Origin of the sequence: Umezawaea tangerina (genome assembly GCF_003002815.1) — a bacterium.
GTDB lineage: Bacteria > Actinomycetota > Actinomycetes > Mycobacteriales > Pseudonocardiaceae > Umezawaea > Umezawaea tangerina.
Map to the genome: position 1 here is coordinate 166,659 of NZ_PVTF01000002.1, position 15,933 is coordinate 182,591.

The 15,933-nt window shown below is 72.8% G+C and carries 17 protein-coding genes; 3 read left to right on the forward strand and 14 right to left on the reverse strand.

Annotation, left to right across the window (positions count from 1 at the left end):
* Together CLV43_RS06840 and sigC are read right to left on the reverse strand one after the other, a co-directional pair.
* Positions 1-1,059 carry an ABC transporter substrate-binding protein gene (locus CLV43_RS06840; RefSeq protein WP_211304267.1) on the reverse strand — a complete coding sequence of 353 codons (1,059 nt, stop codon included), beginning with the start codon at positions 1,057-1,059 and terminating at the stop codon, positions 1-3.
* A 151-nt stretch (positions 1,060-1,210) separates the two neighbouring features.
* Positions 1,211-1,777 (reverse strand): RNA polymerase sigma factor SigC, encoded by a 567-nt coding sequence (sigC, locus tag CLV43_RS06845; RefSeq protein WP_245886199.1) that lies wholly within the window; start codon positions 1,775-1,777, stop codon positions 1,211-1,213.
* 64 nt (positions 1,778-1,841) lie between these two features.
* Between sigC and CLV43_RS47005 the strand changes: the two genes are divergently transcribed.
* Entirely contained in the window at positions 1,842-2,585 is a 744-nt protein-coding gene (locus tag CLV43_RS47005) for a zf-HC2 domain-containing protein (protein WP_170155720.1), read from the forward strand.
* 316 nt (positions 2,586-2,901) lie between these two features.
* On the opposite strand, the gene CLV43_RS06860 is transcribed toward CLV43_RS47005, so the two are convergent.
* The 4 genes from CLV43_RS06860 to CLV43_RS06875 all read right to left on the reverse strand — a co-directional run bounded on the left by CLV43_RS06860 (position 2,902) and on the right by CLV43_RS06875 (position 5,825).
* On the reverse strand, positions 2,902-3,468 hold the full coding sequence (locus CLV43_RS06860; RefSeq protein ID WP_211304268.1) for a sigma-70 family RNA polymerase sigma factor: 567 nt from the start codon (positions 3,466-3,468) through the stop codon (positions 2,902-2,904).
* Positions 3,469-3,540: 72 nt separating this feature from the next.
* A complete protein-coding gene (locus tag CLV43_RS06865) occupies positions 3,541-4,773 on the reverse strand; it encodes an RNA polymerase sigma factor (protein WP_106186207.1) in 1,233 nt (410 codons plus the stop codon).
* 25 nt (positions 4,774-4,798) lie between these two features.
* The gene (locus CLV43_RS06870) at positions 4,799-5,170 is read right to left on the reverse strand and encodes a YciI family protein (protein ID WP_106186208.1); all 372 of its coding nucleotides are present in this window, start codon (positions 5,168-5,170) and stop codon (positions 4,799-4,801) included.
* A gap of 34 nt (positions 5,171-5,204) precedes the next feature.
* Complete coding sequence (locus CLV43_RS06875; protein ID WP_106186209.1) at positions 5,205-5,825, reverse strand: DUF998 domain-containing protein; 621 nt, start codon at positions 5,823-5,825, stop codon at positions 5,205-5,207.
* Positions 5,826-5,968: 143 nt separating this feature from the next.
* Here CLV43_RS06875 and CLV43_RS06880 point away from each other — a divergent pair, with 143 nt between their 5' ends.
* On the forward strand, positions 5,969-7,153 hold the full coding sequence (locus tag CLV43_RS06880) for a hypothetical protein (protein WP_106186210.1): 1,185 nt from the start codon (positions 5,969-5,971) through the stop codon (positions 7,151-7,153).
* Positions 7,154-7,323: 170 nt separating this feature from the next.
* Here the strand turns inward: CLV43_RS06880 and CLV43_RS06885 are convergent, their stop codons facing one another.
* The 4 genes from CLV43_RS06885 to CLV43_RS06900 form a co-directional block, all read right to left on the reverse strand.
* Positions 7,324-7,521 carry a hypothetical protein gene (locus CLV43_RS06885; RefSeq protein ID WP_106186211.1) on the reverse strand — a complete coding sequence of 66 codons (198 nt, stop codon included), beginning with the start codon at positions 7,519-7,521 and terminating at the stop codon, positions 7,324-7,326.
* Positions 7,522-7,616: 95 nt separating this feature from the next.
* Positions 7,617-8,807: a beta-1,3-glucanase family protein gene (locus tag CLV43_RS06890; protein ID WP_106186212.1), complete on the reverse strand. Its 1,191-nt coding sequence runs from the start codon at positions 8,805-8,807 to the stop codon at positions 7,617-7,619.
* 649 nt (positions 8,808-9,456) lie between these two features.
* Positions 9,457-11,220: a fibronectin type III domain-containing protein gene (locus CLV43_RS06895; RefSeq protein ID WP_106186213.1), complete on the reverse strand. Its 1,764-nt coding sequence runs from the start codon at positions 11,218-11,220 to the stop codon at positions 9,457-9,459.
* Between the two features lie 235 nt (positions 11,221-11,455).
* Positions 11,456-12,373, reverse strand: a complete 918-nt coding sequence (locus CLV43_RS06900; protein ID WP_211304299.1) for a LysR family transcriptional regulator — start codon at positions 12,371-12,373, stop codon at positions 11,456-11,458.
* 77 nt (positions 12,374-12,450) lie between these two features.
* Between CLV43_RS06900 and CLV43_RS06905 the strand changes: the two genes are divergently transcribed.
* A complete protein-coding gene (locus tag CLV43_RS06905; protein WP_211304300.1) occupies positions 12,451-13,332 on the forward strand; it encodes an SDR family NAD(P)-dependent oxidoreductase in 882 nt (293 codons plus the stop codon).
* 6 nt (positions 13,333-13,338) lie between these two features.
* On the opposite strand, the gene CLV43_RS06910 is transcribed toward CLV43_RS06905, so the two are convergent.
* Genes CLV43_RS06910 through CLV43_RS06925 form a run of 4 tightly spaced genes read right to left on the reverse strand, consistent with a single transcriptional unit; the run spans position 13,339 to position 15,748 of the window.
* Entirely contained in the window at positions 13,339-13,773 is a 435-nt protein-coding gene (locus CLV43_RS06910; RefSeq protein ID WP_106186215.1) for a VOC family protein, read from the reverse strand.
* Between the two features lie 49 nt (positions 13,774-13,822).
* Positions 13,823-14,965, reverse strand: coding sequence for a DUF899 family protein (locus CLV43_RS49130; protein ID WP_106186216.1), 1,143 nt, complete (start codon positions 14,963-14,965; stop codon positions 13,823-13,825).
* A 32-nt stretch (positions 14,966-14,997) separates the two neighbouring features.
* Positions 14,998-15,327, reverse strand: coding sequence for an ArsR/SmtB family transcription factor (locus CLV43_RS06920; protein ID WP_106186217.1), 330 nt, complete (start codon positions 15,325-15,327; stop codon positions 14,998-15,000).
* A complete protein-coding gene (locus CLV43_RS06925; RefSeq protein ID WP_106186218.1) occupies positions 15,317-15,748 on the reverse strand; it encodes an SRPBCC domain-containing protein in 432 nt (143 codons plus the stop codon). Before CLV43_RS06925 ends, CLV43_RS06920 begins: the two co-directional genes overlap by 11 nt.
* Between the last annotated feature and the right edge of the window lie 185 nt (positions 15,749-15,933).

Here is a 15,933-nt window from a genome sequence, read left to right on the forward strand (position 1 = left end):
TCAGCCCGCCTTGACGAGGTCCGGGTACAGCGTCGTGGCGATCTCGCGGACGGTGTCGGCGTTGCGGACGCTCGCGATGGTCGTGCGCTCCGAGGGGATCCGGAGGAACCTGTCCTCGCGGACCGCCTTGAGCCCGGCGGTGGCGGGGAACTCCTTGAGGAACTTCACGGCCTCGTCGAACCCGGCCTGGTTGGCCCGCGCGTCGCCGCGGTTGCGGACGCCGAGCTGGATCCAGTCCGGGTCGCGGGCGACGACGTCCTCCCAGCCCACCGGCTTGAACCCGCCCGAGCAGTCGCCGTAGACGTTGCGGGCTCCGGCGAGGGTGATCACGGCGTTGGCGACCTGCTGGTTGCACGCCGCGACCGGCTGGCCGGGAGTCGCGCCCACGTCGAAGAAGTAGTACGTCGGCCGCTGGTCCTGCGGCACCTTCGCGAGCGCGTCGCGGACCTCGCCGGTCTTGCGCTCCATCTCCGCCACCAGCTCCCCGGCCCTGGGCGACGTGCCGGTCATCGCGCCGAGGCGCTTGAGATCGCCCTCGACCGCCGACAGGTCCACCACCGGACCACCGGACTGGGCCGGGCAGGCGGTGGACTGGAGGAAGAGGTGCTTGATGCCGACCGCGGCGAACTCCTCCTCGGTGGGGGCGACACCAGCGGCACCGCCCATCATGCCCATGTTGCTGAACGTGTCGATGTACAGGTCGGCACCGGAGCCGAGCAGCTTCTCCTTGGCGATCACCTTGTCGCCCAACACCTGGATCTTCGCCGCGTCCCGGGCGAACCGCTCGGGCATGGTGCCCTCGGCTGGTGGGAACCCGGTGCCCAGCACCCGGTCCTGCGCGCCGAGCCAGAACAGCATCTCCAGGCTGGAGGCGTTGCTCGTCACGATCTTCGACGGCGGGGCGTCGAAGGTGACCGCGGATCCCTTGCAGTTCTCCAGTTCCACCGGGAACCCGGCTCCGGCGGGTGCCTGCGGCGCGGAGGCGGACACCCCGCCCGCGCACGCCGAGAGCAAAAAGGCCGCGGTGACCAGCACACCGCACAGCACCCGACAACGCACGTCCCGACTCCTGTCCGGGCCCGATCCCCTGCCGGCCCAACACCCAGTAGTCGGCTCCCGCCCCGTCCTGGTTCCCGCGCATCGCGGTCCGGTGTGGACGCGGGCGGCCGTCGGCGCGGAACGTTGCCGTGCGGGCAGGTCCGCGGCGGGATCAGACCGCGCCCGAGTCCTCCTGGTCCCCCGCCCTCAGCAGGTCGTCGCGGGCTCGTGCGACGCGGGAGCGGACCGTGCCGATCGGGCAGCCGCACACCTCGGCGGCCTCGGCGTAGGACAGCCCGAACACCTGGGTCAGCAGCAGCGCCTCCCGGCGGTCCGGGGTCAGGGCGGCCAGCATGACGTTGAGCTCGACGACGTCCTCGAACCCGGTGCGCGTGTTCTTCCACGTGTCGGCGTCGGAGGCCTGCACGTAGTCGGCCGCCCACGCGATCGACGGCCGGGCCACCGCGGCCCGCACGTGGTCGACCACCGTCCGCCGCGCGATCGACAGCAGCCACGTCCGCGCGGACGACCGCCCCTCGAAGCCGGGGAGGCTGCGCAGCGCGCGCAGGTAGACCTCCTGGGTGAGGTCGTCGGCCACGCGGACGTCGGCGAGGTGGGCCACCAACCGCCACACGTCGCGCTGCGTGGCGCGGATGAACCGCTCCAACGCCGCCCGGTCACCTGCACCGGCGGCGAGAGCGCATTCCGTCACCGCGTCGTCGTCACGTGTAGTGGGCACGGTGGATGAGGCTAACCCAGAAACCCGCGGGAACTTCTGCTCCTCTTGGAGCGACAATCTCCACGTGGACTGCGACATCTGCCGGGAAGCCGTGTCGGCGCGAGCCGACGGTGAGCCCGAACCCGTGCCCACCGAGGTGACCGATGCCCACCTCGCGTCCTGCGCCGCCTGCCGCAAGTGGCAACAAGATGTCGCCACCATCACCCGCGGCCTGCGCATCCGCCCGGCGGTCGAGGTCCCCGACCTCACCGCCCAGATCCTCGCCGCCACCCCACCGCCACTCCCCCGACCTCGGACGACGCGCGGCTGGTACCCCCGCATGGTCCTGGCGGGCATCGGCGTCGCCCAGCTCACGCTCGGGCTGGCTCAGGTGTTCAGCACGGGCGGCACCGACGTCCACGCCGCCCACGGCTCCCCGCACCTCTTCAACGAGAGCACCGCCTGGAACCTCGCCCTCGGCCTCGGCATGCTCTGGACCGCCCTCCGCCCCAAAGCCAGCACCGGCCTCCTCCCCGTCATGGCCGGCTTCGTCACCGTCCTCACCCTCTTCTCCACCCACGACCTCATCACCGGCACAGCCACGCTCGCCCGCATCACCACCCACCTCTTCCTCGTCCTCGGCCTCGTCGTCCTCCTGATCGTCCACCGCACCCGCCACACCCCGGAAGACGGCGCCCGCACCACCACAAACACGGACTCCCCGCTCGACATCGACACCGACAACACCCCCACCCCCAACCCCCACAACGACAACGGCCCCAGCCGCTGGCGCCACCTACGCCCGGTAAGCCGCAAACACGCCGCCTGACCACAAGCGGTGAGCGAACGCCGACGGCTCAACAACGCTGGAAGCGACAAGGCGCCCACCCAACGACGCTGGAACCGAAACACAAGTCACCCAACGACGCTGGAAGCGAGCGGGGCTCGTCCGCCGTGGGGTCGGCTTGACTTGGGGTTTTTGGGCTTAAACTTGCGGCGGCGGGCAGGCTCTACCAACTGCCCTTTTTCGCCCGACGAAGCCCAAAAAAGGGGCCCCAAGTCAAGCCGACCGCACCCGGAGACGGCTGTAGCGACACCCGGTTTCAACTCACCAGCTCACCCATACTGGACGACACACAACACCCCTACCCCACCGACCTCCTCCCCTCCCCCAACAACCCCACCAGATCCTCCCGCGCCCTCGCCACCCTCGACCGAATCGTCCCCACCGGACAATCGCAGACCTCAGCCGCGTCCGCGTACGACAGCCCCAGCACCTGCGTCAGCACGAACGCCGTCCCCCGCTCCCCCTCCAACGACGCCACGACCGCGTTCAGCACAACCCCCTCGGCCACTCCCGGCTGCCCCGGCTGCGCCCTCTCCGCCACGCTCACCCAGTCGTCCCGCCCGTCCACCCGCGGCCGGACCCGCACCGACCGGATGTGGTCGGCCACCACCCGCCGCGCGATGGACAGCAGCCACGTCCGCGCCGACGACCTCCCCTGGAACCGCGCCAGGCTCGGCAGCGCGCGCAGGTAGGTCTCCTGCGCCAGGTCGTCGGCCAGCTGCACGTCCCCGGCCAGGTGTGCCACGAACCGCCACACGTCCCCCTGGGTGGCGCGCACGAACCCCTCCACGGCCCCCGGATCCCCCGCCCGCGCCCGCAGCGCCAGCCCGGTGACCTCGGCGTCATCACATCGCAGCAGCCTCACACCGAGGACTACGGAACACCCGGTCCACTCGTTCAACCCCAGGACCACTCGTTCGGCCCCAAGCCGGGATCCTCACCCTTCGAGCCCCGCCGCGCGCCCCTCGAACAGCTCCCGCTCACGCGTGTTCCGCGTCATCGCGGCGGCGCGGAGGAACTCCTCGCGGGCCTCGGCCGAGCGGCCCAACCTGGCCAGCAGGTCACCGCGCACCGCGGGCACCAGCGCGTAGTTCGGCAGCTCCAGCGCGTCGACGACGGCCAGCCCGTGCTGGGCGCCGTGGGCGTGGCCGACCGCCACCGCGCGGTTGAGCTCGACCACCGGGGACGGCGACACGTGGGCGAGCACCTGGTACAGCGTCGCGATGCGGTCCCAGTCGGTGTCCTCGGCCCGCGCCGCCCGTGCGTGGCAGGCCGCGATCGACGCCTGCAACGCGTACGGCCCGAACGTGCCCTCCGCCAGCGCGAGCGCGTCCAGGCCGCGGCGGACGAGCAGCCGGTCCCACCGCGACCGGTCCTGGTCCTGCAGCAGCACCGGTGCCCCGGTGGCATCGGTCCGCGCGGGCAGCCGCGACGCCTGCAGCTCCATCAGCGCCGCCAGCCCGTGCACCTCGGGCTCGTGCGGCGCCAACGTGGCCAGGACGCGGCCGAGCCGCAGCGCCTCCTGGCACAGCGACGGCCGGGTCCAGTCGTCGCCCGCGGTCGCCGCGTACCCCTCGTTGAAGACCAGGTAGACGACCTCCAGCACGGAGGCCAGGCGTTGGGCGGCCTCGGCCGGTGGCGGCAGCTCGATGGGAATCCGCTCGGAGGCGAGCGTCCGCTTCGCGCGGGTGATGCGCCGGGCGGCCGCCGCCTCCGACACCAGGTACGCACGGGCGATCTCGGGGACGGTCAGCCCGCCGAGCAGCCGGAGGGTGAGCGCCACCCGCGACTCCGTCGGCAGCACCGGGTGGCAGGTGGTGAAGACGAGACGCAGCAGGTCGTCGCCCACGTAGTCGTCGAGCGCCGCGGCCAGGTCAGGGTCGTCGACATCCGTGGTCGCCCGGCCGATCTCGGCGAGCTTCTCCCGGTAGCGGGTGCGCCTGCGCAGCAGGTCGACGGCGCGGTGCTTGGCCGTCGCCATCAGCCAGGAGCCGGGGTGGTCCGGCACCCCGTCCGTCGGCCACCGCTCCAACGCGATGACCAGCGTGTCCTGGGCCAGCTCCTCGGCGAGGCCGACGTCGCCGACCAGGCGCGCGAGACCCGCGACGATCCGGGCGGACTCGATCCGCCAGACCGCCTCCACCACGCGGCGGGGATCGGTGGACGTCATGGCCACCGATCCTCGCACGCGGGGTTCAGCCCTGGCCGCCGAAGTCCTCGGGGCCGAACACCTTCAGCACCTCGGCCACGCCGTCCCAGCCCTCCCAGAGGTCGCGGTGGAGCTTCATGAAGCGGGACGTCCACTCCACGGCCTCCTCTTTGGACCGGACCTCGTAGAGGGCGTAGCTGATGGTCTCCTTCGCCTCGGCGAACGGGCCGTCGGTGACGCTCAGCCCGCCGCCCTCCAGGGTCACCCTGGCCCCGGCCGCGCTCGGGGCGAGGCCCGCGGTGTCCAGCAGCGCGCCCGCGGCGGTGGCGTCCGCGCCGAGCTTCATGATCGCCTCCAGCAGACCGGGAGGCGGCGGGGTGGTGGGCTGGGCGGCCTTCAGCAGGACGAGGTAGCGCATGGTCGTGGTCCTTTCGGTGGACGGGTCGGTGGGGTCAGGCCGCGACACGGGCGAACCGGGCGCACACGGTGCCCAGCCACGCCCAGGCGAGGACGACGGCGGCGCAGAACGCGAGCACGGCGAGGCCGCGCGACCCGCTCGCGATGCCGACGAACGCGGCGGCGAACACCACACCGGTGACGCGGGAGAACCAGGTCAGCCCGGTGTTCCCGGCACGGGCGAAGCCCGCCGCCAGCACGAGGCAGGCGGCGACGAGGCACGCGAACCCGATCCCGCCGACCACGAGGTGCAGCATGCCGTGCCAGGTCGGCGTCGTCGTGGCGGGCGCGCCGACGGGGAAGCCCGGCACCGGGTCGGCGCGGAACGCGCCCGCCGCGACCAGGCTCAGGCCGTAACCGCCGACCAGCGCCGCGCCGCGCACGGACGCCCACCGCAGGCCGACCGCGGCCGCCATCGTGAGCAGGCCGGTGACCACGAAGTTCGCGGTCTGGATCCAGCCGAGGTCGCCGGTGGCGAGCAGGCTCCAGGCGTGCTCGCCCAGGTCGAAGCCCTCGCGCGTGAACGCCTGCGCGAGGGAGGTGCCGACGTAGAGCGGGCCCGCGAGGACGCCGCAGACGAGCAGCGGTCGGGTGGTGCGGGTGAGCGTCGGAGTCATGTCGCTGTCTCCTTCGTTCGAGTGGCCTCACCTGTGCCTCGAACGGGACGCGCCGGATCGGACAGGACCGTCGGACTTTTCTCCCGGCCGTCCGGTGTGGACCTGGACAGGCCGGTGTGGACGGCTGAGGGGATGATGCTCCGGTGAGTCTGACCAGCCAGCTCGACGGCGGAGCGCTCGGCGCGTGGTTCGCGGGCCGCTTCCCCGGCACCGGGCGCCTGGCGCAGTCGATCACCGCCACCGCGCTCAGGGTGGAGCCGGTGCGGCCCGCCGGGCCGGTCGGGCCGGAGCACTGGGCGCTGGTCGAGGGCGCGTTCGGCGCCCGGCTGGCCCTGCTGGTCGACGGCGCTCCCCCGTACCGCGCCCTGCACGGGCTCGTCCGCGCCGGGCTCGCGTCCCGCGAGTGGGCGGACCGGACCGCGGCGGGGTTCCCGTCGCACCGCGGCCTCGCCCCCGGCCGGGCCGCCCGCGGGCTGGAGCTGCGGCCCGCGCCCGGCGGGTGGGTCGACCTGGCCGGGCCGGACGACGGTCCGCCGCCGACCCGGCACGAGCCGGTGCTCACGGAGCTCTTCGGCCGCTTGGTCCGCTACCTCGACGGGCACGCCGGGCCCGGCGTCCTGGGCACGCCGAACGTGGAGGCCGGGTTCGCGAGGATGTGCGTGCTGCTCGCGGGCTGGGCGTCCGACGACCTGCCGGAGTGGCTGGCCGGGCTGCACGCGCGGGAGGGCTACACGGTGGACGACCTGTGGGACCTGCCCGAGGAGGCGCTGGTCGTCGAGCTGGCCGAGCTGGCCGAGCGGCTGCGCCAGAACCAGGGCGACCAGCGGGAACGGCCGTTGGAGCTGTGGCGCGGGTGGGGCCACGACTACGCCGAGCCCGCCGGTCCGGCGGCGCTCAAGCGGGCGGACACCGGGCAGGCGGGCAGCGGGCTGCCCGCCGGGGTGTGGGGCGTGTCGGCGCCGGTGCTGGTCGACCACTGGGCCGACGCGGACCTGCTGGTCGGCGACCGGCTGCTGGACGTGACGACGACCGTGCACGCCGACGACCCGGAAGTGGTGGCGCGCTGGTTGTGGCGGCTGGCGGCGTACACGTGGCTGGACACGGCAGACCGGTACCGGGTGCACGCGGTGGGGCTGTACCTCGGCAGGCACGGGGTGCACGTGACGTGGGACGCGACGACGTTCACCCAGGCGCTGCTCGGGGCCGGGAAGGGCGTCGAGTCGGCGCGCAGGGAGTTCCTGCGGGTGGCCCGCAAGGCGATCGCCGCGGACGGGGCCCGGCCGCCCGCCGGGACCGGCCGGTTGCTGCCCTGGCGCGGCCGGGGCTAGGGCGTGTGTCGAAGTCTCGTTCGATGGGAGTCGCGCCTGAGGTGGTTCCTGGCGGTGCGGCCTGGTGGTCCGCATACCGCTGTTGTATGCGGACCACCAGGCCGTGCCCCCAGGGGCCGCCTCAGGCCCGGCTACCGCGAACACGGACTTCGAATACACGCCCTAGGGCTTCAGGGCTGGAAGGGCGTCTTGACGAGCCACGACAGGCCCTCGGCGGACCTCGGGTCGCGGGGCGGTGGCACGGTCCGGCTTCGCGGGCCGAGGAGGAAACCGTGCCCGCGCGGCGGGTTGTCGGTCTGGATCCGCAGTGCCTTGCCCTGGACGGGGTAGCACCGCGACTCCCGGTCCGCTCCGCTGGTCTTGACCACTGCCCCCTCCTCGCCCGGCCCCGGTGGTGGAACTTCCACAAAGGACGGTGACCTCCACGTACTGCAGGGGAACGTGGAGATCACCGTCCAGCTCATCAGAAGTTGGTCAGGCTCACCGTGATGGAGGTGGGGGCACCGTCCTGCACGTAGGAGGCGAAGCTGGCCACGTCGTCGAACGCGAAGCCGTAGGCGTTGCCGTCGACGGTGTTGAGGTGCATAGCCTCGGAGAAGCGGTTGCTGATCCGGTCCTTGTAGAACGACCCGCGGTCGGTGGTGGGCTGGGTCGTGCTGGTCAGCAGCGTCGACCGGTTGAACGCGGCACCGAGGATCGCGGCGACCGGTCCGGTCCGACCGTCGTTGGGCGCGCCGAGCGCGCCGTTGCAGTAGAGCAGGTCCAGCGTCGTCGGCTTGGCGAAGGACGCGATGCCGTCGGAGAAGGTGAACCTGCCGTCGACGACCCGGCCGGTGAAGCTGCCCGCGCCGGTGTTCACGGTCAGGGTCTCCGACGAGTACTTGTTCCACACCGCGTCGATGTAGGAGTCGAAGTAGTTCGCCGGGAAGATGCCGCTGTCGATGCCGTGGCCGGGCGCGATGATCCGCAGCTTGTCCTTGACGACCAGCTTGGCGTAGGTCGGGTCGGCCGAGACGTGGTCGAAGATCTTGTCACGGCCGCCGTCGACCAGGCGGCCGGTGTCCTGCGTGGTCGAGCCGACGAGCCGGATGGCCAGCGGGATGCTGAACATGTCGACCATCGTGGTGTTGCAGAACATGCCGCCGTCGTTGTGCGTGAACTCGATCCAGTCGTGCAGCACCGAGAAGCTCGGGTCGCCCGACACCCAGCCCGCGGGGTGCTGGAGCGCGGCGTTGCCGTTGCCGTCCGCGACGACCTTGAACTTCACCTTGTCCACGATGGAGAAGTAGACGCGGCCCGACATGTTGGCCGGGATGGCGAGGTGCGTGTCGCCGTCCTGCACCATCGGGATCGACAGGTCCGCGAAGCCCTCGGACCCGTTGTTGGCGGCCGAGACCGGGGTCGCGGCGCCGTCGCGGGTGACGAAGATCTGCTGGCCGGTCTTGAGGTCCGTTCCGACGATGTACGCGAAGATCTGCTGGTTCGTGTACCGGTACGTGTGGTTCACGATCGTGAGGGGCAGCGAACCACCGGCGGCCTTGGCGACGGCGTGACGGGGGGCCGCCGTCGCGAGGCCGCCGAACGCGGCACCCATCAGCGGTGCGCCCACGACAGCGGCGGACATGCCGCCGAGGAAGGACCTTCTGCTCAACATGGTGTTCGGATCTCCTTGCTGTTCATCCGCGTGATGGGCGTGCAGGGAGTCGCCCGCAGGGTGTCGCGGAGTACGCGGGCATGACGTGACCGACATGCCGCGTGCTGTGTGTCGCAGGTTTGGACAAGTCGGGAAATCAATCCGCCGGTCGCAGAATGCGGTTGGCGATTTCCCTTTCGGTTGTGCGGCCCCATCAGAGTCGACCGCTCCTCGGCGCGCAATGCCGCGAACGGCGCAATACGTACCGCCGAACGGCCCGCTTTAGGGGTGTGACCAGCACGATTCGATCACGGATCAGCAGCGAAAATGTGTGCCGGTGCAAACAAGAAGTGTGCCCGTGCAAACATCGGGAATGCATCTGCAAAGTCTTTGAGACCCCCGGTGGACGCGATCCCGGCGGATAACACTTTTTTCTCCACAGACTTTCGAACCTGCGGTGCCTTCCGGTGGACAAGGGCGGCCGGGCGTGCGTCGGTCTAATCGGGCACCGCCGGGGGAAGAACGGGCACGACCATTCGGACGTCTGCCCGACCGGGCGTGGAGGGCAGACCGATCGGTCGACGGGAAATGCGCGGCGGTAAACGCGGAGGAGCCCCGGAAACCGGTGTTCTCGGTTTCCGGGGCTCCCGTGGTCGCGGGACGGCCGGGGTCAGCTGCCCTCGGGGCGGGGTGCCACGACGCACTCGGACTTGCCCGACTCGGCCGCGCCGTTGACCGCCGTGACGCAGAACTCGTAGTTCCACACGCCGGGGAACAGGTAGGTGACGCCGTGGGTGGTGGACTCCACGACGTTCTCGTCCGCCGTGGACGGTGCGCCGCTGTTCACGTCGCGCACCCACACCCGGTACCCGGCGGCCTGGCTCGACCCGGTCCACGACAGCCGCACGGTCACGGCGTCGGTGGAGGTGACCCGCAGGTCGGTCGGCACGGGCGGGGTGCCCGCACCGACCACCACGGGCCGGGCTCCCGCGGGGATGCCACCGCCCGCGGCGTTCCAGGTCGCGACGGCCACGGAGTAGTGGTGGCCGGGCACGAGCCCGTCGATGTGCACCGACCTCCCCTTCACGGCGGTGCCGCCGATCCACGCGCCGGGGACGTCCTTGTCCAGGGTGATGATCTGGTAGCGGTCGATCGTGTCGGTGTGGTCGCCGGTCGGCTCGCCCCACGACACGTCGACCCCGGTGGCGGTGGCGTGCGTGACGATGTCGCCCGGACCGCGCGCGGTCCGCGGGTGGGCGACCGCGCCGACGACCGCCGACCAGTCGGAGTGCACCTGGTCGCCGTTCTCGGTGCGGACCTGGTACTCGTACTCCTGGCCGTCCGACGTCCACCCGGTGTCGTGGCGGTTCGCGCCCACCCTGGACTCGTTCCACGTCGTGGCACCCTTGAGCCTGCTGCGGACGGTGTAGCCGTAGGCGCCGAAGACGGCGTCCCAGGTGACCGTGACGCCGCCAAGGCTGGGGCTCGCGACGACGTTGCCCGGCACGGGCGTCGGCCGCGCCGGGATGGTGCCGGGGACCGCGGGCACGTCGGCGCCGAGGCCGTAGCTGTCGTGCAGGGTGCGCTCGAAAGCCTGAGCGATCTTGTACTCGCCGGAGGCGTTGGGGTGCAGGCCGTCGTAGCCGTCGGGGCAGCCGTCCAGCTCGCAGGCGTAGTTGCCGCGCCAGTCCACCAGCGCCGCGGGCGACTCCGGCGTGCTCCACGACGGGATCGCGGCGGCCAGCATCCCGTTGTAGGCGTCGGTGTTGCGGGGCAGGTCCTCGCGGCCGTCCATCCTGGTGCGCTGGGGGACGTTGGCCAGGGCCAGCTTGACGTCCGGCTTCGCGGCGCGGGCCTCGTCGACCAGCGTCCTCATGCTGTCGAGGGTGCCCTCGGGGCCGCTGACGAACCAGCCGAGGTCGTTGAAGCCGAGCCCCACCAGCAGGTAGTCGGGCTGGTAGCGGGCCACCTGCTCGCGGATCCGGGACTTGTCCTGGGCCGCCTGGCGGCCCCAGACCGCGAAGTGGTCGCTGTCGAACGACTCAGCGCCCGCGGCGTACGCGCCCGAGGTGCGGGGCGGCGACGCGGGGGCGGGCGGGTCGTCCTGCAGCGCGGGCGGGGCCGGGGGCGCGGCGACGGCGGCGTCCTGGGTGCCGGTGTACGGGCCGACGAAGTCGACGGCGACGCCCTCGTCGCGGAACCACTGCCAGAGGCGGTAGCGCCAGGTCCAGTCGCCCTCGGCGCCGTGGGTCATCGAGTCGCCGACCACCATCACCCTGATCGGCCCACCGCCGCCCGCTCGTCCGGTCCCGGCCTCGGCGGGGGAGGTGAGGCCCGCGACGACCAGGGCCGTCGACAGGAGGAGCGCGGCGAGGCGGGCGGCGGTGGGCCGCGGGCGCCCGTGGGGTGGTGACGTGGATCCGGTCCGTGGCATGGGTTTCTTCCTTCCGCCCGACCACGGGTCCACGCGCCGGGGAGGGGACGCGGAACCTCGTGGTCACCGGGGTCGGGTGGGTCGTCGGTCCGGCGATCATCTCGGAAGGTCCCGAACCTCCACAAGACGCAGGCGGCGGGGAGGTCGGCATCCGTCCAAAGGAGACGGTCCAGCACCGGAATCGTTGCTGCTTAACGCGTTCCGACCCCAGTCCTCCCCCTGTTCGACCCGCCCCCTACCGTGCGGGGCCCAGGGTCGTCGCCGCGGTGCGCAGGGCCTCGGCGACGCGGGCCTCGGCCTCGGTCGGCGGGTGCGGGAGCCTGGCCAGGACCAGGCGCCGCACCTCCTGCGGACCGCCGCGGACCGGCAGGACGCGCACGCCCTCCGGCACAGCGGTGGCGAGCAGCGCGGGGACCGTGGTCAGCCCGCAGCCCGCGGCGACGAGCCGGAGCTTGGCCGGCCAGTCCCTGGCGGTGTGCGCGACCTCCGGCCGCCCGCCCGGCCCCGGCCACACACCCATCAGGTGGTCCTCGCCGGTGGCCGGTCCCGCGATCCAGCGCTGCCCGTCCAGGTCGGCGACGTCGACGAACTCGCCCCTGGCGAGCGGGTGGCCCGCGGGGACGGCCAGGCGCAGGCCGCGCTCGGTGAGGGTGCGCAGCTCCAGCGCGGGCGACTCGGCGTCCGGTGGTCGGAACGGCGGCGCGGAGCTGAGCAGGGCGAGGTCCACGCTGCCCGCCCGCAGCGCGCGGACGAGTGCCGGGGTGCTGCCCTCCCTGGTCACGACGGTGATCGCGGGGTCCGTGCCGCGCAACGCGGTCAGCGCCGCCGGCAGCAGGGCCGCACCCGCGCTGGTGAACCAGCCGACGTGCACGGTCGCGGTCCGGGCACCGGACAGCTCGCGCGCGGTCGCGTCGACCTCGTCCAGCACCCGGACGGCCCGCCGCAGGACGACCCGCCCGGCAGCGGTCAGCCGCACCCCCTCCCAGCGCTGTTCCCACAGCTCCACGCCCGCCGCCCGTTCCAGGGAGGCGATCTGCCGCGACACCGCGGACTGCGTGTAGCCCAGCGAGACCGCGGCGGCGGTGAACCGGCCCTGCTCGGCGACCGCGCGGAAGACCCGCAGGGCGGTCAGCGTGACGTCCCCGAAGTCCATGACGTCCACGCGTACCAGGTGTGCCCGACCGTCGTCGGACTCATGGCCGGGCCGTTCCTGGCGTGACCCTCATGGGCATTCCGCGCATCGCACTGGTCACCGGGGCCAACCAGGGTCTCGGCCGCGCCCTCGTCGAGGGCCTGGCCGCCCGGCTTGGTCCGGACGACCTCGTCCTGCTCACCGGCCGCGACGCCCGCCGCGTCGCGGACGCCGCCGGTGAGGTCGCACGGGCACCGGCCACCCGAGCACGGGTCGAGGGCCGGGTGCTGGACGTCGTCCACGCCAGCTCGGTGGCCGCGCTGGCCGCCGAACTGGCCGAGCGGCACGGCGGGGTCGACGTCATGATCTCCAACGCGATCATGCGGCTGCTCCCCGAGGTGTCCCAGGCCGCGCAGGCCGACGAGTTCATCGACGTGTCCAACAGCGCCACCCACGCGGTGCTCCGGTCGTTCGGCCCGGTGCTGCGCGACGGCGGACGGCTGCTCGTGGTGGCGAGCACGCTGGGCTCCCTCGGTCACCTGCCCGCCCGGCTCCGGCCGCTGTTCGACGGCGCGTCCCTCGACGGGGTCGAGCGCGCCGTCGAGTCCTGGCGCGAGGCCGTCCGGTCGGGGACCGCGCGGGACGAGGGGTGGCCGCGGTGGCTGAACGTGCCGTCCAAGGTGGCCCAGGTCGCCGCCGTGCGGGCGGTCGCGGCCGAACGCCGGGAGCGCGACCTGGCCACCGGGACGCTGGTCGCCTCGGTCTGCCCCGGCATGGTCGACACCGCGACCTCGCGGCCGTGGTTCGCCGACTTCAGCGCGGCCCGCTCCCCGGCGCGGGCCGCGCGGGCGGTCCTGGACCTGGTGTCCGCCGACGGCGTCGACCCGGCGCTGCACGGCGAGCTGGTCCGGTTCGGCGAGCCGCTGCCCTGGCACGGCGGGACGCCGCCCACCGAACAGGACCGGCTGCTCACGCCGTGAGCACCCTCAGTCGAGGTCGAACTCGTTGCCCTCGACGTCCTGCATCACGATGCAGGACTCGTTCTCCTCGTCGGCCTCCAGCACCCGCACGACGGTCGCGCCGAGCGCGACCAGCCGGTCGGACTCCGCCTTGAGGACGGCCAGGCGCTCGGCACCCACGAGCCCGGTGCCCACCCGCACGTCGAGGTGCACCCGGTTCTTGACGACCTTGCCCTCTGGGACGCGCTGGAAGAACAGCCGAGGGCCCGCACCCGTGGGGTCGACGCAGGCGAACCACGAGTCCCGGCTCTCCGGCGGCAGGGAGCGGTCGTGGTCGTCCCACGAGTCGAACCCCGTGGGAGGAGCCGGGACCACGTAGCCGAGCACCTCGCACCAGAACCGGGCGACGCGCTCGGGGCGCGCGCAGTCGAACGTGACCTGGACCTGCCTCACCGACGCCATCGGTCCACCGTAACGACGCCCGCCCGCCACCGGGCACCCGGCTCGCCGCTCAGCGGAACCGCCCGAAGCTCAGCGCCCGGCCGTCGGCCGTCATGGTGTTCGGGTGGCGGGCCGTGGGCTGCCGCGGCCAGCCCGCGGGCGAGTCCTCCCACTCCTCCCGCCGCCCGAACACCGACAGGTCGAGCAGGCTGGTGACGAACGCGAGCCGGTCGATGCCGCGGCCGGTGGTGGCGTAGGTCCGGTGGACCCGGTCGCCGTCGCGCAGGAACATCGTGAGCCGGAAGCCGTCGCCCGCCCCGCAGTCGTCGGCGAACGTCGTGCCGCGCGAGGACGCGAACGGCAGTGTCCAGCCCTTGCGCGCCTTGTACTCCTCGGCCTGCGCGAGGGGCATGTTCGTCACGGTCATCCAGGTGATCCCCTGCTCGGCCAGCAGCGCGGGCGCCGTGGAGGGGATGTTGTCGGTGAACCAGGTGCAGCCGGGGCAGTAGTGGTCCGGCCCGTTGTCCATGAACTGGTAGACCACCAGCTGCGCGCGGCCGTCGAACAGGTCGGGCAGCGACCTCACCCCGTCCGGGGTGTCGAACCGGTAGTCGGTCGCGACCGGGACCATCGGCAGGCGCCGGCGGCGGGCGGCGAGGGCGTCGAGCAGGGCGGTGGCCTCCTTCTCGGCGCGGAGCAGCTCGTCGCGGGCCTCCTGCCACTCCCGCTCCCCGACGACCTGGGGCACGCCTTCCCCGGCGGGCCGCCGGTCGACCTCGTCGGGCCTGCCCACGCCGGTCTCGACCAGCTCCCGCAGGCTGGTCCCGATGTGGAAACCCCAGGCCGCGCAACACGTCCCGTGGCACTCGTGCTCGGCAGGCAGGCCCTCGTGGGCGAAGCGGACCTCGGTCCGGCCGTCCCGTTCGGCGATGTCGAACGCGATGGTCGTGCCGGTCCACCCGGTCCGGTCCTCGGTGGAGCCGACGTGGTCGTCCAGCACGGACCACACGACCCGGCGGTCGGGGACGACCTCGGTGACCCTGATCCTGCGGCGGTGCGGCTCGCCCGCCCGGCAGGTGAACTCGTCACCGACCTCGGCCGTGCGACCCTCGACGTCCTCCGACCACCACCCGCGGACGTCCAGAACCGCGTCGAAGACCTCCCGCGGACCGCGGTCCGCGGTGAAGCCGGTGGTGAAACCGCGCTCTCCCATGGTGTTCCCTCCTCGAAGTGCCGTGCTCGGGCTCACCGACCGAGGTAGTCGCTCAACGCGTCGAGCGGACCGTCCCAGTCACGGGCCAGCGCGGCCAGGAACTGCTGCGCCACCTGCATCGGGGCCGAGCGGAGCCGGTAGCGCACCCGGCGCCGCTCCCCCGGCTCGGCCGTCACCAGGCCCGCCTCGGCGAGCAGGGCCAGGTGCTTGGCGATCGCCTGCCTCGTGATGGGCAGCCGCCCGGCGAGGTCGGTGGCGGTGGCCGGGCCGCCCGAGGCCAGCGCGGCCAGGACGGCTCGGCGGCTCGGGTCGGCCAGTGCGACGAAGACCTGTTCGGCGATCGCCTCGATCTCAGGCTGCATCGAGGTAGTCGACCAGCTCGCCCAGCTCGCTCGCCCACCCGTTGGTGTTGCCGTCGAAGGCCTTGCGGCGCACGTCCTCCGGCACCTGGGCGAACCCGGTCTCGACCACGGTCAGCCGGGTGCCCGCACCGACCGGCTCCAGGGTGAACTCGACGTAGGTGCGGCGCGGGTCGTCGTCGGGCAGGCCGTCGACGTGCCAGGTGTAGCCGAACACGGCGGGCTCCTCGACGCGTTCGATCCGGAGCTCGGCGCGGTGACCACCGGTCCACGTCAGCTCGGCGGCGCCACCGGGGCGCAGGTCGATGGTCGCGCTGTTGCCGAACCACGTGCCCAACCCCTCGGCCGTGGTGAGGGCCGCCCACACCTCGACGGGCGGGTGCGCGATCTCGACGACTCGTTCGATGCGGTCCGGGAAAGCCACGACTGCCTCCTGCATGAGTAGCAACTTGTCGGTTGCGACACTATGGCAACCTTGCGGTTGCGTCAACCGGGGCGGTAACGCCCGCGCCCTCCGAAGCGATAACCGAACGGTGCTCGAGTTTGAGCGAATCGCTCACCGCCCTCATGGCGATCTTCGACAGCCAGGCGCGTGTGCTGCGCACTTGA

Bases quoted from the DNA above. Each gene is read 5' to 3' on its own strand.
- CLV43_RS06920 (WP_106186217.1), bottom strand. From the start codon at position 15,327: ATGCAGCCTGAGATCGAGGCGATCGCCGAACAGGTCTTCGTCGCACTG.
- CLV43_RS06865 (WP_106186207.1), bottom strand. From the start codon at position 4,773: ATGACGTCCACCGATCCCCGCCGCGTGGTGGAGGCGGTCTGGCGGATC.
- CLV43_RS06890 (WP_106186212.1), bottom strand. From the start codon at position 8,807: ATGTTGAGCAGAAGGTCCTTCCTCGGCGGCATGTCCGCCGCTGTCGTG.
- CLV43_RS06875 (WP_106186209.1), bottom strand. From the start codon at position 5,825: ATGACTCCGACGCTCACCCGCACCACCCGACCGCTGCTCGTCTGCGGC.
- CLV43_RS06895 (WP_106186213.1), bottom strand. From the start codon at position 11,220: ATGCCACGGACCGGATCCACGTCACCACCCCACGGGCGCCCGCGGCCC.
- CLV43_RS06900 (WP_211304299.1), bottom strand. From the start codon at position 12,373: ATGGACTTCGGGGACGTCACGCTGACCGCCCTGCGGGTCTTCCGCGCG.
- CLV43_RS06870 (WP_106186208.1), bottom strand. From the start codon at position 5,170: ATGCGCTACCTCGTCCTGCTGAAGGCCGCCCAGCCCACCACCCCGCCG.
- CLV43_RS49130 (WP_106186216.1), bottom strand. From the start codon at position 14,965: ATGGGAGAGCGCGGTTTCACCACCGGCTTCACCGCGGACCGCGGTCCG.
- CLV43_RS06910 (WP_106186215.1), bottom strand. From the start codon at position 13,773: ATGGCGTCGGTGAGGCAGGTCCAGGTCACGTTCGACTGCGCGCGCCCC.